Genomic DNA, 16067 nt, shown 5'->3' with positions numbered 1-16067 from the left:
CTTCGGTTCGAGAGGCATCGGGGTGGGAGAGCCCGGGTGCCGCAGTGATCTGAGAAGTGATCAATTCCGGCACAGAAACTACACAGGATCTGTCATGGGCATGCATTGCTTCTCCCTCGAATCGGCAAAGCGTCTTGAGTCGTGATCATGAAGCTACCTAACCTCCGTTCGATCGCTCACCTGTGATCGCACTGTGTGACAGCCCATCAAGAGGGCTGTGTCCTGGGGGGTTTACGCGTGAGTGGCAGACGGCGCTGGTTTGCGGGGACATGGCACCGGACATTCCTCGGCGGACTCGGGCTGTGGACCGTTCCGATCGCCCTGCTCGCGCTTCTGGTGCCGGTAGCCATCACCACGGGCTTCGGCATGCCCGGTTTCATGGCAGGTCACTCCGGCGACGACGGCTTCGGGCACCACGGCGGCTTCTCGTTCGACGGCGAGGTGTGGCGGCCCAAGAGGGTTCCCCCCGTCAAGGCTGTAGGGGCGCACCTCTTGCAGCCCAAGACGTCCAAGCACCCCAAGGGCTACAAGGCGCTGGGCGCGTACCGGGCGCAGGCAGCCCACTGGCCCAAGGCCGGCACCGCCGTCGTCGACCTTGGCCCCCAGACCAAGCCCAAGCCGGTCAAGGCGGGCTCACTGCCCGTCTGGGTGGCGCCCGCCGACACCAAGCACAGGGTCGACTCCGTCCGGGTGCAGGCCGCATCGCACACCCAGACGCTGCGCACCGGCGCCAACGGCATGCTCCTGGGCATCACCCCCTCCGGCACGACGTCTGCCCCCGGCCGGGTCAAGGTGGTCATCGACTACTCGGCGATCGCCCGCCAGTACGGCGGCGGTTACGGCTCCCGGCTGCGGATGGTGCAGCTGCCCGGCTGCGCGCTGACCACTCCGGAGAAGACGGAGTGCCAGAAGGCCACCCCGCTGAAGTTCACCAACCGGGCCTCCGCCGAGCAGCTGACGGCGACCGTCACCATGGTCCCCGCGTCCGGCGACGACGGCACGGCCGATCCCAAGCCGACCGACGACATGGCCAGTTCGACGCCGACCGCGAGCGTCGGCCCCTCGCAGGCCCCGGACGCCACCGCCACCGACACCGCGAAGCCGACCACCGGAGCGGAATCTCCGAAGCCCGACCAGGGCACCGCATCCCCCAAGCCGTCCGAGAGTGCGAACGGGCCGGAGGCGATGTCGGAGCGCACCGCACCGCTGACCGCGGCCGCCGGTACCACGGCGCTCGCCGTGACCTCCGGCCCCTCCGGCTCCCAAGGCGACTACGGGGCAACGGAGTTGTCGGGCGCCGGTACGTGGCAGGCATCCGCCACCGGCTCCTTCACCTACTCCTACCCGGTCTCCGTGCCTGCCGCAGTCGGCGGTAACGCGCCCTCGGTGGGGCTGGGTTATGACTCCCAGTCCGTCGACGGGGAGACCACCGCCCGCAACTCCCAGGCTTCCTGGGTCGGCGACGGCTGGAGTTACCAGGTCGGCTACGTCGAGCGGCGCTACCGCGGTTGCAGCTCGCTGCTCGACTCCGAGGGCAAGAAGCTCGTCAAGGGGTCGGGGGACGAGTGCTGGGGCGGGGACAACGCCATGCTCTCCTTCGGGTCGCACTCCGGCGTACTGGTGCCCGACGGTGTCGACTCCGGCGTGCCCGGCGAGATCAAGCAGTGGAGGATCCAGGGCGACGACGGCACGCTCGTACAGGAGCTGTCCGGCGCGGCCAACGGGCTGCACGACGGCGTCTACTACCGGGTGCTGACCTCGGACGGCACCGCCGCTTACTTCGGGGCCGACCACTCGCCGAAGGACCCCGGCACCAGCACCGCCATGCCCGCCGATCCCGCCGACGCTTCCACGCATTCGGCCTGGGGCGTTCCCGTCCTGCACCCGCGCTCCGCGGACCCTTGCCACGATGACGCCAAGGGAAAGTCGTCGCAGTGCGACAAGCCCGAAGGCTGGCGCTGGAACCTCGACTTTGTTGTCGCGCCCGACGGTTTCGTGCAGCGCTACGACTACACCACCGAGTCCAACTACTACGACCTCGGCGGCGGCCAGGCGGCCGCGACCGACGACCCGGACGACACCGGCACCCTCACCTCCTACACCCGCGGCGGCGCACTGACGCTGATCTCGTACGGCTACACCCTGGATGACGAGCAGGCCGGCCGCACCCCTGGCGCCGAGGTCGATTTCGGGCTGGCGCAACGGTGTCAAGAGACTGGCACGTTCACCGACTGCTCGGCCGACAACCTCAAGGACAGCACCGCCACCCACTGGCCGGACGTGCCGTGGGACCTGCACTGTGACTCCACGGACAAGACCAAGCTTCCCGACGGCGCCACCACCGTCCCGGCCGACGTGTGCGTTACTTCCGGCCCCAGTTTCTGGACCACGACGCGCCTGGACTCCATCACCACCAAGGTCCACGTGAAGGCCACCGACCAGCTCACCGCGGTCGACACCTACAAGCTGGGTCAGGTCTACTCGGACGCGGGCGGCACCGTCGACCCGGTCACCGGTACCACGGTGGACCCGAAGGACGCTGGGATGCTGCAGGCCGTGATGTGGCTGCAGTCCCTCCGCCATACCGGCAAGGGCACCTACGGCAACGGCAACAGCGACATCGCTCTGAACCAGGTGTCGTTCACCGGCACCGAGATCGACAACCGGGTCAACGACGACTCCCCGTCCGCGCCACCCTTGTACCGGCCGCGTATCTCCAGCATCCAGACGGAGACCGGCGAGTCGATCGCCGTCGAGTACAACACGGCCCCCTGCGCGGGCAAAACACTCTCGATCTCCCACGCCGACAGCAACACCGAATCCTGTTACCCCGTCTATTGGACGGTCCCCGGCGCCTCCAAGCCGATCGCGGACTGGTTCAACAAGGTCACGGTCGACAGCGTCGCCACCTCCGACCTGACCATCGCCGGCCAGTACAAGCCGGACGCCCAGAACAACCCGGCCGGCTCCGAGACGCAGATCTCGCACTACAGCTACTCAGGTCCGGCCTGGCACCGTGACGACTCCGCACAGACGGACGACCAGTACCGCACCTGGGACCAGTTCCGCGGATTCCGCACCGTCACCGTGCAGACCGGGCAGGCCCCCGAACCCGTCACTCAACAGACCACCACATATCTGCAGGGCATGGACGGCGACTACAAGGCCGACGGCACCCGTCGCTCCGTCAGCGTGGACGCCAAGGTCGACGGCAACACGGTGCTGAGTGTCACCGACGCCGACCAACTGGCCGGCACCGATTTCCAGGACACCAACTACACCCAGTCCGGCGGCACAGTCGACGCAGTCGGCATCAACGGCCCGTTCACCTTCACCACCACTGCCTCCGCCGCCCAGACCTCCTGGACGGCCTGGACCCAGGACGACAATCCCGGCGGGACCAAACCAGATCCCTCGACCCTGCCCGACCTCACCGCACACCGCATCAAAGCCAGCAGCTCCCTTCAGTACGAGCTCCTCGCCAACAACACCTGGCGGCACACCAAGACCGACACCACCTACGACAGCCAAGGACGGCTGTCCACCGTCAACGCCCACGGCGACGGCGTCGACCCCAAGCAGGAAAAGTGCGCCACCACGACCTACGCCGACACACCGTCGTCGAACACGATGATGCTGTCCTACCCCGACCGCGTCACCTCGGTCGCAAGTGACTGCACCACCGCAGCAAGCGCGAGTACCCTGCTGACAGACAAGAAGATCTACTACCTCGGTGACGGCACCCCCACCGGTCTCGGCACCTACGGGAAGGTCTCCGCCACCGGCGCGTCGACCGCGACACAGACGGCCACCAGCTACACCGGCACGACGGAGAACTGGCTGACCACCTCGGCCATGGGCTACGACGGGGCAGGCCGAGTCACCGACGCCTACGACGCCACCGGTCAGAAGACACACACCGACTTCAGTCCCGCATGGAGCACCGCGGGCAACAACACCAACGCCACCGGCGAGACCTCCATCAACAGCAAGGGATGGAAGGTCACCTCCACGCTCGACGCCCTGCGCGGGGCGACTCTGGAGAGCGTCGACGCCAACGGCCGCAAGACCGACATGACCTACGACGCGCTCGGACGGCGCACCGCCGTGTGGCTTCCCGGCCGGGACAAGGCAGCCGGCCAGAGCGCGGACCGCATTTTCGCGTACTCCATCAACCCCGGCGCCGTCCCCGCGCCGGGAGACACGATCACCCAGCCGGGCGCGCCGACGTCGGTGACCACGAAGTCCCTGCGGGACGACGGTACGTACGCGACCTCCGTATCGATCTACGACGGTATGCTCCAGCCCCGCCAGACCCAGGCCACCGCCATGGGCGACTCCAACTCCGGCCGGGTCATCTCCGACACCTTCTACGACTCCCACGGCTGGCAGGTCTCTGCCTACGCGCCGTACTCGGAGCCGACCACCTTCCCCTCGAGCACGCTGTACGCGGCGAACGAGAACCAGATCCCCTCGGAGAGCACCACCACCTACGACGGTGAGGGTCGGCCCCTGAAGGCGACCCTCTGGCACCAGGCCGTCGAGCAGTGGCACGCCTCCACCAGCTACCCGGGCGCCGACGAGGTCGACACCACGGCACCGGCCGGAGGCCGCTCCACCGCCTCCTTCACCAACGCCGTCGGCCAGACCACCAGCACCGTGGTCAAGAACACCGGCTCCACCGTCACCCTGCCCGCAGGGTCGGTGATCCCCTCAGGAACGTCGCTGACCTCCGACAGCGTGCGCCTGACGATGCAGCAGGACGGCAACCTCGTCCTGTCCGCCCTGGCGACCGGCGCGACCATCTGGTCCTCCGGCACCTCCGGCCACGCCGGCGCCTGGGCCAAGTTCGGCACCGACGGAAACCTGGTCATCTACAGCACGGCCGCCGCCCAGCTGTGGACCACCGGCCTGACCGCCACCACTGGCGCCACCTTCCAGGTCCGCAACGACTCCACCGCAGCTGTGGTCGCCTCCAACGGCACCACGACGCTGTGGAAGCAGGGCACCGCAGGAGCCGTCGCGGCTGCCGACGCCACCACCAAGTACACCTATTTCCCCGCAGGCCAGATCGAGTCGATCAAGGACAACGCGGGCAACGCCTGGTCGTACACCTACAACCTGCTCGGCCAGAAGCTCACCCAGAACGACCCGAACACCGGCACAACCACGTTCGACAAGTACGACGTCGCCGGCAACCTGCTCCAGACCACCGACGCCCGCGGCCAGGCCACATCCTTCACCTACGACTGGGACAACCGCCCCACAGCCGAGTACGCCGCCGCCTGGTCGGCCACTCCCGACCAGTCCAAGCTGCTGGTCTCCCACGTCTACGACACGCTGGAGAAGGGCTACGCGACCTCCGCCACCCGCTACGTCGGCGGCGCCTCAGGTACCGCCTACACCCAGGCCGTCACCGACTACAACACGGCCTACCAGCCGCTGGGCACCACGCTGACCGTCCCGGCCTCCGACGGCTTCGCCGCCGCCGGACAGTCCAGCGCACCAGCATCCGGCAGCGTCACCTACACGGCCACCAACCACTACACCGACACGGCCGGCCTGCTGTCCACCACGCACTTCCAGGCGGATGGCAATCTGCCGGCCGAGGACATCGACTACGGCTACACCCAGCAGGGCAACCTCGACGGCATCGGCGGCTTCATCAACTCCGCCAACACCCCCGCCTACCTCGACACCGCCGTCCACGACGCCTTCGGACGTGTGCTGCAGGCCAACTACGGCCGCACCGGCAAGGAGCTGGCGACCTTCGCCCAGTACGACGCCACCACCGGGCGCGTCACCCAGACCAGCAGCATGCTCCAGACCTCGGCCAACGCCCTGGACGTCACCAACCTGCGCTACAACCAGGCCGGCGAACTCACTGCGATCGACGACCTGCAGGACAACACCACGCACGACACCCAGTGCTTCACCTACGACTCCTTCCAGCGCCTGACCACCGCCTGGACCGACACCGCCGGGATCACGAACCCGAGCGCGGCCACGCCCGGCGCGGTCGGCGGCTGCACCACCGCACGGGTGCAGACCACCACCACATCCCCCATCACCGCCACCACCGTAGGAGGCCCGGCCCCCTACTGGCAGAGCTACACCTACGACCAGCTCGGTGACCGCACCGGCACGGTCAACCACGACACCACCGGCAACGCCCTCAACGACACCACCCAGGCCGTCACTTACCCCGGTGCGAACGGCACGGCGCCCGCGCCCCTGCCCGACCAGGCAGGCACGGCCACCCTCACCAGCCCGGCCGGCACGGCGACCATCGCCCCGACCTACACCGACCCCGCCCACGGCAACGTCAACGCCGGCGACACCATCAGCCGGAAAGTAGCCTCCACCGGTCCGCTGACCAGCTCATTCACCATCACCGGCGGCGTCAAGCGGTGCATCGACGACGCCGGAGGCTCCACCACCGCCGGCACCAAGGTGCAGGTCAACACCTGCAACGGCGCCACCAGCGAGAAGTGGACGATCGGCACCGACGGCACGGTGAAGGTCCTCGGCATGTGCCTGGACACCACCGGCAACGCCACCACCAGCGGCACCCTCCTGGTGATCGACACCTGCAAGACCGACGCCACCCAGAAGTGGAAGGTCACCACCACCGGCACCCTGGTCAGCAACGCCAACACCGCGATGTGCCTGACCGACCCCGCCGCCTCCGCCACCACCGGCACCCAGCTCACCCTCACCACCTGCGGCGGCACCGGCCAGACCTGGACCAACGCCGCCACCGGCGCCGTACCCGCCGGCCAGAGCCAGACCTTCACCTACGACGCCGAAGGCCGCACCGCCACCGTCGCCACCACCTCCGGCACCCACACCAACACCAGCAAGTACCTCTACGACGCCCAGGGCGGCCTGCTGGAGCAGACCGCCGCCGTAGACGGCGCCGACAAGACCCGCATCCTCTATCTCTTCGGCGGCGCCGAGCAGATCACCCTCAACGTCTCCGCCAAGACCTGGACCGGCCTGCGCAACATCACCGGCCCGGACGGCACCACCGTCACCCGCTCCAGCACCGGCACAGTCTCCTACCAGGTCGCCAACGGCCAAGGCACCGCCGTCACCGCCGTGGACGCCTCCACCCTGGCCGTCACCCGCCGGTCTTTCGACCCCTTCGGCAACCCCCGCGGCACGAAGCCGAGTTCCTGGGTGGCTGCAGACGAGAACCACGGCTTCCTCGGTCAGCCTGCCGACCCCGTCAGCGGCCTGAACCTGCTGGGCGCCCGCGACTACGACCCCGTCCTGGGCCGCTTCCTCACCCCCGACCCGGTCTTCGAGCCCGGCGACCCCAACCAGATGGGTGGCTACACCTACGCCGGCGACAACCCGGCCAGCTCCTCCGACCCGAGCGGCCTGATGGAGATGATGGACAGCAGCGGCGGAGGCTGCTCCGCCAAGTGCGCCGCCGCCAACGACAAGGTGTACTCCTCCACCTCCACTTCCAGCGGAACGAAGAAGCACAGCAGCGGCTGCTCGGGCTTCTGGGGATGTGCCGGGCACTACTTCACCAAGGCACTCCCGGTCGCCGAGAAGGTCGCGACCGTGGTCGCAGTCGTGGCCGTAGCTGTGGTGGTGGTCGTGGCCGTTGTCACCTGCGCCGGAACCGTGCTCGCGGCCCCCGCATGCCTCATAGCGGGCGGTGAAGCAGTCGGTGCAGTCGGTGGTCTGGTCGGTGGTGCCGATTGCATGGCCATGGGCTGCGGCGGAGGCGAACCAATAGCCGAAGAAGCAGGCGACTCGCCACCCGCAGGAGGCAGCGCCGGTGAGGCCGGCGAGGCCCCGAAGGCTTCGGCCGATGCCGCACCCCACGATGCCGGCAGCGGCTCGGGCGACGCAGCCGCCGCATCGGGCGCGGGCAAGGAATCCACCAGCGACTCCGCCGGCGCCAACGCGGCCGCCCCCAAGAAGGCCAGCTCCCAGGACGAAGCGGCCGCCTCGAGCAGAGCCGCAGCAGCGCCGGACGAGCCCAGCACCGGCAACTCGGGAACCACACCCGAAGGATCGGGCAGCGGCGCACAGTGCAGCTTCTCGCCGCAGACCCCCGTCCTCATGGCAGGGGGAAAGACCAAGGCAATCGGTAAGATCAAGACCGGCGACAAGGTCGAGTCAGCCGACCCCAGGACCGGCAAACTTCGTGGTGCCCGCACCGTTCAGCACATCTGGATCAACCACGACAAGGACCTGCTCGACGTCACCGTCCGCGACAAGGACGGTCACACGGCAACAGTTCACACCACCGCCAACCACCCATTTTGGAACGCCACCACCCACACCTGGAAACCGGCCGGCGAACTTCATCACGGCGACGCTCTCAACACAGCCGACAACGACCACGCCTACGTCGTCTCCACCCGGATCACTCCTGGGGCGGCGGACCGTTGGAACCTCACCGTCCACGAACTCCACACGTACTACGTGCTGGCGGGCGGCACGCCGATTTTGGTGCACAATACCAATGGCGGCTGCCCTGTAAACGTCACTGTGCGGTGGCGTCCTGGAATGCCCAAGAGTCAATTCAACATGAAGGCAGCCGCTCTGAAAGATCTCAGCGACAGGGGGCTACTCTTTAAAGCACCAAACCCGGTCTCGCGTGATACGACGATCACGAGCAACTATAAATCGAATCTAATCGCCAGGGTGTTTGACCAGTTCGGTGCAAGGAATCCGACATTTGCCGAGGTATTGAAGAGTCGCATTCTCGCGCAGATGAATCCAGACCATGTCTGGGAGCTGCAGCTTGGCGGCCCTGACCATGCAAGTAACCTGCATATTCTAGATGCTTTCACAAATCAAGAAATAGGCTTGAGGCAAATCTGGCCACAGATTCGTGGCCTTGCTGACTACACGCCCATCAGTATTACTATTGAAGGCCCGCCATGATCTCACCTGAAGTTGCGCAAATCCTCTCCGTGGCGCGCGAAGCCGTGCGACTGGAGCCTGAGTGGTCGATGATGAACTCCGTGCCAGAAGGGGGGCGTGTACCCCTCGGTACGGAGGGACCCATCGAATACCTGGAATTCCTAACCATTGCAAATGGTGGCATTTTTGGTCGGGTGGTCATCTTCGACGCCAAGACTGTAGGGAAGATGCAGTTCTACGCCGACGAAGCCGAGGGTGTTCCGATTCATCTTGGGCGGAATGAATGGTTTTGTCTAGGTAAAGTCAACGACGATCCGGTGTTTGTTAAGAGGTCGGACGGCTCAGTTTGGGGCTTTCGAGACGAGGGGGTTATCTGGTGGCAGAGCGATGCTTTCGAATGCTGGGCTGAGAGTGTCGGCGATTTCGTCCTAGATTGCGCCCTGGGGGCGGATTATCGCCGCGTCGCTGGCGTATCAGAAAGTGATCAATGGTGGCGACTGTTGGGGCGCATCGGTCGAACTGGATAGGGCATCCTTTGAGGCCTCACCATTGCAGGCAGTTGGCCGTAGGTCGCATTCCGAAGACTGCTCTTTAGTAATAATAGCTCGCGGCAATAGCGCCAATGGGTGTCGAGTATGCGAATGTCGGCAACTGTATCAGCCTTGTAAAATGTCTAGAAAATTTTAAAGTCTAGAGGATTGAATGCACTACGTTATTGTCGGACTTGTCGGACTTGTCGGACTGTTGGCTGGGGTTCGTGTACTGGCGTTCCGCCGCCGACAGTTGAGCGTGATTCCAATATCGTCCTCCCTGGTGATACTTCGTCCGGCGTTCCTCGGTGTGCTCGGGTGGACTGGTATTTCCGCCGGACTCTTCTTGTTGGCGGGTGGAGTCTTCACCCTTGCCCAGGGCTGAAGGTCCATCGGACGAGCTGTTGACGAGGCACCACTACCGCAACACCGATGACCCCTCACCGATCCGGTCAACCTGCCACTCGATGGCTGCCCGTCAGCAACGAACGCGCATCCACCAGCTCGCCCCGCAGCGTCTCGATATTCGCCTGACCCACCCGGCGCTCCTGGCGCTCGGTGGCGAGCTGCTGGGCTCGCTCGCTGATCCTGGCCTGAGCCGCGGCCAGATCTGCAGCCCATTTCTGCTCCCGCTCCTGTGCTGCGGCCAGATCCGCGGCCCTCTTCTCCTCCCGCCCGCGCCCCGGCGAGATCCCCGGCGCGTTCCTGCTCGCGCCGCTCCAGCTCAATTTCCAGACGAGTCACCTCGTGCGCATGCTGCTTTGCCTGCTGTGTCATGCGCACGCGCAGGTCCTCCGCTGCCTGGAGTGCTTCCTGGCAGCGGATCTCTGTGGCCGCGGCCCGGTCGGCGGCCACGTAGTCGGCGTGCCGGGCCGCGTTGATCGTGGCCAGCGCCTCCATGTACAGCTCGCGGGTCCGCTTACGGACCTCGTCGCCGGCCTGGCTCGCTGCCAGAACTATGCCGACGAGTTCTCGGCTGGGCATGCGGGTGCCGCCGTTGCCGTCCACGGCGTTGAGCCCTCGCGACAGCCACGTCTCGCTCCTGCCTTCGCACGCCGCCGCAGCCTTCTTCTGTGTATCGAAGGCCTGCTTCACCAGCGTCCGCATGTGCGTGCACCAGATCTCTAACTGGGCAGACCGGCCCTTGCCTGCTGGATGCGCCGGCTCACGGCTCCCCTCCTGCTCCTCTTCTCCCATCGCTCCCCCACGCTCGTGATCGATTGCCCCTTCCGGCAACCTCTGTCGTCGCTCTCACGGTAGGCGCGAGAGCGGGAGGGTGAGAGAGGACCGGCGAGTAGCCGTCCCACGGCGCCGGACCAGGATCGATCCCCGGACGCAAGGGCCCCGAGTCATCTGCGGGCTCGGATGAGGATGGCGGCGGCGTGGAATGCGGCCCGGCAGGCGACGCCGAGTTTGCCGCATTGCATGGCCAGGCCACGCCCTTGCTCAAGACGGTCGATGCCACGGTCGACGGGGTTCCGCTGCTTTCAGGCTTCGGGGTCGAAGCCGGGCCGGCTCGCCCGCCGAAATCGGGCGGCGCGTACGAGGGTTCCTCTAGCCCACCCGCCCAGCGGCGAGCGCCCTATCGCCGGGCACAGATCTCCCTGCGAATGCGGACCGCCACTGCGCCGCATCAGTGAGCAGCGGAGCCCCACCGAGGATGATTGCTTCGCCACGAGTAGCCAGCCGGTTCGGGCTTCGGCCCTCGGCTGTCCGGTCTGGCAGGTGATAGTCGGGGTATGGCCTTCAGCTCGTCTCGTTTCCCGGTGCCGAACGCGTTTGAGCTGCTCCGCGAGCAGTACGCCAAGCGGCTGCCTGCGCACCTTCAGGATCTGACGGGTCCCACCGGCGGCTCGGTCGACCTGCCGCTGCACGTGGCCTGGTCGGGACGCCGCTCCTATGAGGTGGAGCAGCCGCGCTCGCGGATGAGTCTTTACCGCACCGTCCTGGCCGAAGGGCAGCGCCAGGACCTGGTCGCTTTTTTGAACCGGGATCTGCTGCTCGAGCAGTGGCCGGTACTGCGCACCCTGATCAGCAGGCCGCTGCGGGAGGCATGGGAGGCCGCCTTCCCCGAGCTAGTGTGATGCGCCTGAAATCCCTGCGTGCCTCCTGTGCCCAGGAGGTGGAGAGTGTTCGCGGTCGTCAGGTAAAGAATGGCTGGTTTTCGACTCTACCCGAGTGCGAGTGCGACCAGGTCAGCCGTCGCAATCAAGGTGGCGGCGTCGACTTCGCCGGGCGTGAGGCGGCAGGCGCACTGCTGCCCCTGCGCGCCGTCCGGACTGGCGGGAGGCTCGAGCCAGGCGTGGGTGAGCGTGTTCAGCACCCGGTCGGTGATCCGCTGCGCCATCTCGAGGACGTCGCCGATTCCGAACGATCCCCAATGCTCCACCGGCTTGCTCCTTGCCGGAGGAGCATAGGGTGCAACAGGGCGAGACGGCGGATCCGCTTTAAGAAGTCAGCCCCCAGTTACACCTCATGCTGCGACCCGTGTTGTGGGACAGGAGCCAGGTCAGTGCAGCTGGTGGCGTCAGTGCTGCTAGGCATAGTGCGGGCATGATCAATGACTTGGAGAGCATCGACTGGGCGTCCCTGGGGCACGCTTACGGATCGGCCAACGATGTGCCTGGATGGCTGCGCGGCATCGTGTCGCCCGACGCCAGCGTGCGGGAGGAGGCATTCGGCAAGTTCTATGGCGCGGCGCTCTACCAGGGGAGGGCGGGACAGGACCCCGGAGGGTGCGGCGCGGGTCTGCAGCTCGGGGATGGGTGTAGCCGGGCACATAGCAGGAGATCGATTGGGGGTAGGCCTGGGAGGTTCCCCGGTTCTGCCGCGCGCCCAGCGCATGCGACGGAGGGCTGAGGAGGACATCCCCTCGGGGACGATCGAGGCAGCCATGCGTTCGAAGGTCGGCACGACGTCGATTGCTGGGTCCTCGTCGAACAGCAGTACCGCCACCTGCCGTCGGCACCGGCTCCATGGACCTGCTTAGCGCGCCGGACCGTCAGGCGGTCGGCCACTGCCGCGATTTATTGGTCATGCGGCGGACTGTGCACACGTCGACGACTTACCGTCTCAGGCTGGTGTGGCAGCCGCCTGGCAGGCGCTGCGGTAGAGATCCGGTGATGGCCTCCCGCCAGATCACGTGCGCGGTGATCTGGGCGTTGTTCTCGTTCGCAGTTACGATGACGCTCGCGGCTTTCCGGCGGATCTCGGATCGTTCCGCGCAGGTAAAGAATCTCTGCGCGTCTGCGCGAACATCTCCCTTTGTCGAAGGACTGCCCGTCTTGGATTTCCTACACCCTGAGAACCCTGCCGCTCGACGCCCTGGACGAACGTGGACCGTTCGCGTCTCTGGACACAGTGACCATACGGCTTCCGTCTCGTGTTCGTCTCCCTGCGTCATGCCGCCGCGCTCTCGTGACCTCGCGGCCCTACGGCGTTTCGCAGAGGCTCATGTCAGCGCGCATGCCCGGGCCGCGACCGTGCGTCCCGACGCGGCCTGTGCCTGCTGGCAGGCGCAGTGCGCCTCTCACGAAGGCACCCGCATCCACTGCGCAGGCACCGTGCTGCTCGTGCTGCGGCACGACCCGGCCGTCGGTCAGGTATGGACCCTGATGGAGGTCTGCGCCGCCTGCGCCCCGGTGATGACGCACACGCGTGTCCTTGGCAAGGCCATTCCCCTCTCTCGTACCCGAACTCCTGCCGCGCCCCCGGCCGCGGCGGAACCCACCGGAGCTCCGACGGGTGTACCTGGGGTTGCAGGCGGCTTCAATGCTCCGAGCGGTCCCGGTTTCAACAGCAGTGACGCGCCCGCGGCGCCGTCACGGTCCCGTTCCGGCGGCCGGGGCCGGCCCCAGCCACGGCAGGGCCGCCGGGATCAGGGCCGCACGTCTCGCGGTTGACCGCCGCTGGTCCAGCCGATCGCACAAGCCGCACGGAGGCACTCCATGTGCGCCGAGCCTCTATAGGGATCATCGGAGCAGGGAGCCTCCGCCAGTTGGAAGGCGCAAGTCAAAAGGGCTCAGGAAACGGCTGCCCCGGGACGCGGGGCCCAATAGCCGCTACTGCGCTAGCGCAATCGCTCCACGATGCCCACCCGTAAGGCGGTTCGACGGTGCCTCCCGAGGCCGCCTCCACAGCGCGCGTCCTCTGGACGCGAACGGGCTGCCCGGGGGCCGCCGCCCGGTCCCCCGGCAGTGCGGAATGGCGTGGGCGTTCGCATCGTTCGCAGCGCGGTGACGGACGCCGGATCGGCGCCCGTCGGGTCGAGGACGCGCGCAGCGCCGCGTACTGGGTGGCGGGTGGCTGGGCTCAGATCCAGGTGTCGAGCCACATTCTGGCGTGCCAGTCGGCGTACGGGATCGTCTGTCCGGTGTAGACCGGGAAGAAGTAGATGAAGTTCCAGGCGATGAGCAGGACCAGCAGGCCCGCGGCCACCGCACCTCGTATGCGGCGCCCCTGAGTCGCTCCCGCAGGATCCAACAGGGCTCCCAGCATCATCGTCACGGCCAGGCACAGGTAGGGCACGAAGACGACCGCGTAGAAGGAGAAGATCGTGCGGTCCTGGTAGAGGAACCAGGGCAGATAGCCGGCACCTACCGCACAGAGGATGGCGCCGGAGCGCCAGTCACGGCGCAGCGCCCATCGGTAGAGCAGGTACACGAGTGCGCAGCACGCCAACCACCACAGGAGCGGTGTTCCCAGGGCGAGGATTGCCTGTGCGCAGCCGGCCGTCGCGTGGCAGCCGTCCTGCCCGGGTGCCGGCGACTGGTAATGGAACAGCACAGGGCGACCGAGGGCTGGCCAACTCCAGGGGTTCGACTGGTACTTGTGGGGAGTACTCAGTCCCACATTGAACTGGTAGACGGCGTGCTCGTAGTGCCACAGGCTGCGCAGCGGAGCTGGGATCCACGACCATGTGCCACCCCGGGCGTCCGCCCAGTGGCGTCCGTAGCCGTTGTCGGACAGGAACCAGCCGGTCCATGCCGTCAGGTACGTCAGGACAGCGACCGGGGCGAGGGACAGCACCGACCAGCCGAGGTCCTTACGCAGCGCCGCGCGGTAGGGGCGGCGCGCTCCTGCCACGCGGCGAGCGCCGACGTCCCACAGCAGGGTGAGGATCACGAAGAAGGCGAGGAAGTACAGGCCGTTCCATTTGGTCGAGGCCGCCAGGCCCAGGCACAGGCCGGCGGCAAGCCGCCAGGGTCGCGCTCCCGTCCCGGCACGGTCGCCGGTGTGTCCGTCCGGGCGCACCCGGCCGTCCTCGTCGACCGGCAGAGCTGCCGCGAGCCGGGCCCGCGAGCTGTCGCGGTCGATGAGCAGGCAGCCGAACGCCGCCAGGACGAAGAACATGACGACGAGGTCGAGCAGCGCGGTGCGGCTCATCACGTAGTGCAGACCGTCCACGGCCATCAGCGCTCCGGCCAGGCAGCCCAGCAGGGTCGAACGGAACAGGCGGCGTCCTATTCGGCACAGCATCAGCACCGACAGCGTGCCAAGGAGCGCCGTCATGAAACGCCAGCCGAAGGGGGTGAGGCCGAAGATCCACTCGCCGAGGGCGATGACCCATTTGCCCGTCGGCGGGTGCGCGACGAAGGACCCGGTGTCGGAGAGCGGGATCACCTGCGGACCGGCGAGGATCTGCGGGTCGGAGATCTTGCTGCTGGGCCAGGTGCCCTCGTAGCCGAACCGCAGCATCGACCAGGCGTCCTTGGCGTAGTACGTCTCGTCGAACACGACCGCCCGCGGGCTGCCCAGGTGCCAAAAACGCGGCAGCCCGGCCAGGAGCGCCACCAGCAGCGGCCCGCCCCACTGCGACCAGCGCGCCAGCCGGCGCCCCGCTGCCGGGGAGAACCCGAGCGTGCGCCAAAGCCATGACCCGGGTTCGGGAAACGGCACGACCAGGCGCTCGCGCACGGACACAGACGGACGCCCGACGTGCCCGAAGTCCCGCAGCTGCCGCTCCCAGGAGGCCGGCCGGCCATTCACCCCCTGCCCTGACTCGTCGACCAACACGGGCGTTTTCTCATGGATCACTGGTAAGCCTTCTCATGTGGAGGACAGGACGAGCGGGAGTAACTGCCCGGCAATCGGTGGTCGGTGGTCGTCACGCCGGCTCAGGCCGGCCCTCGCTGACCGAGGCTGCCTGAACCCGGACAAGACGCAGCCTGGAGGGGGTTGAGGCCGACACTGGCCCAAGCGTTGAAGAACGGTGCGTTATCGGCCCCCTCTTGCGGCCAAGGCGGAACGGGCACACGACGGAGCAGGCAGGAGACGGCGCCGGACCGACGTGGCAAAGGACAGAACAAGCCCGCCGCGCCTTCACGTTGGACACGGAATTCACCTACCAGGAGCGATCGGAGGCCCCGCAGGTTCCGCGTTTCCCGAACCGGTAACCCACTTCGGCGCGAACCGTGCCGGACGGGAGCTGTTCATTGACAGGGAAGCTGGTCGCCGTCGCGTCGCCGACCTGCAGCGACCACGTTGGATGTCACTGGTGCGAGAGGCGTCGGCCGTCTACCTGATCCGGGCCGAGGCGTGCGCGACGAAGTGTTGAGGAACGGGGGGCTGCTCGGGTGCCTCGCACGCGATGACGGTGAACGAGACGGTCATCGCGCTGATCCGCCCCAAGCCCGACCTGGACCT

At 67.1% G+C, this 16067-nt stretch carries 6 protein-coding genes; 3 read left to right on the top strand and 3 right to left on the bottom strand.

Going from position 1 to position 16067, the window contains the following annotated elements:
• The first annotated feature begins 237 nt into the window (after nt 1-237).
• Both ACIQ7M_RS27225 and ACIQ7M_RS27220 read left to right on the top strand, forming a co-directional pair.
• A complete protein-coding gene (locus ACIQ7M_RS27225; protein ID WP_403649065.1) occupies nt 238-8913 on the top strand; it encodes a ricin-type beta-trefoil lectin domain protein in 8676 nt (2891 codons plus the stop codon).
• Nucleotides 8910-9419 carry a hypothetical protein gene (locus ACIQ7M_RS27220; protein ID WP_403649062.1) on the top strand — a complete coding sequence of 170 codons (510 nt, stop codon included), beginning with the start codon at nt 8910-8912 and terminating at the stop codon, nt 9417-9419. Before ACIQ7M_RS27225 ends, ACIQ7M_RS27220 begins: the two co-directional genes overlap by 4 nt.
• A gap of 455 nt (nt 9420-9874) precedes the next feature.
• Here ACIQ7M_RS27220 and ACIQ7M_RS27215 read toward each other — a convergent pair whose 3' ends face one another.
• Nucleotides 9875-10150 (bottom strand): hypothetical protein, encoded by a 276-nt coding sequence (locus ACIQ7M_RS27215; protein WP_403649059.1) that lies wholly within the window; start codon nt 10148-10150, stop codon nt 9875-9877.
• 1011 nt (nt 10151-11161) lie between these two features.
• On the opposite strand from ACIQ7M_RS27215, the gene ACIQ7M_RS27210 reads away from it, so the two are divergent.
• Nucleotides 11162-11506 (top strand): hypothetical protein, encoded by a 345-nt coding sequence (locus tag ACIQ7M_RS27210; RefSeq protein WP_403649056.1) that lies wholly within the window; start codon nt 11162-11164, stop codon nt 11504-11506.
• A gap of 86 nt (nt 11507-11592) precedes the next feature.
• On the opposite strand, the gene ACIQ7M_RS27205 is transcribed toward ACIQ7M_RS27210, so the two are convergent.
• The gene (locus ACIQ7M_RS27205; RefSeq protein WP_403649053.1) at nt 11593-11811 is read right to left on the bottom strand and encodes a hypothetical protein; all 219 of its coding nucleotides are present in this window, start codon (nt 11809-11811) and stop codon (nt 11593-11595) included.
• Nucleotides 11812-13733: 1922 nt separating this feature from the next.
• Nucleotides 13734-15410, bottom strand: a complete 1677-nt coding sequence (locus ACIQ7M_RS27200; protein WP_403649050.1) for a dolichyl-phosphate-mannose--protein mannosyltransferase — start codon at nt 15408-15410, stop codon at nt 13734-13736.
• Between the last annotated feature and the right edge of the window lie 657 nt (nt 15411-16067).

The organism is Streptomyces sp. NPDC096324 (assembly GCF_044763015.1).
Classification (GTDB): domain Bacteria; phylum Actinomycetota; class Actinomycetes; order Streptomycetales; family Streptomycetaceae; genus Streptomyces.
This window is presented reverse-complemented; position numbering and strand designations above follow the sequence as displayed.

Bases quoted from the DNA above. Each gene is read 5' to 3' on its own strand.
- ACIQ7M_RS27220 (WP_403649062.1), top strand. From the start codon at position 8,910: ATGATCTCACCTGAAGTTGCGCAAATCCTCTCCGTGGCGCGCGAAGCC.
- ACIQ7M_RS27210 (WP_403649056.1), top strand. From the start codon at position 11,162: ATGGCCTTCAGCTCGTCTCGTTTCCCGGTGCCGAACGCGTTTGAGCTG.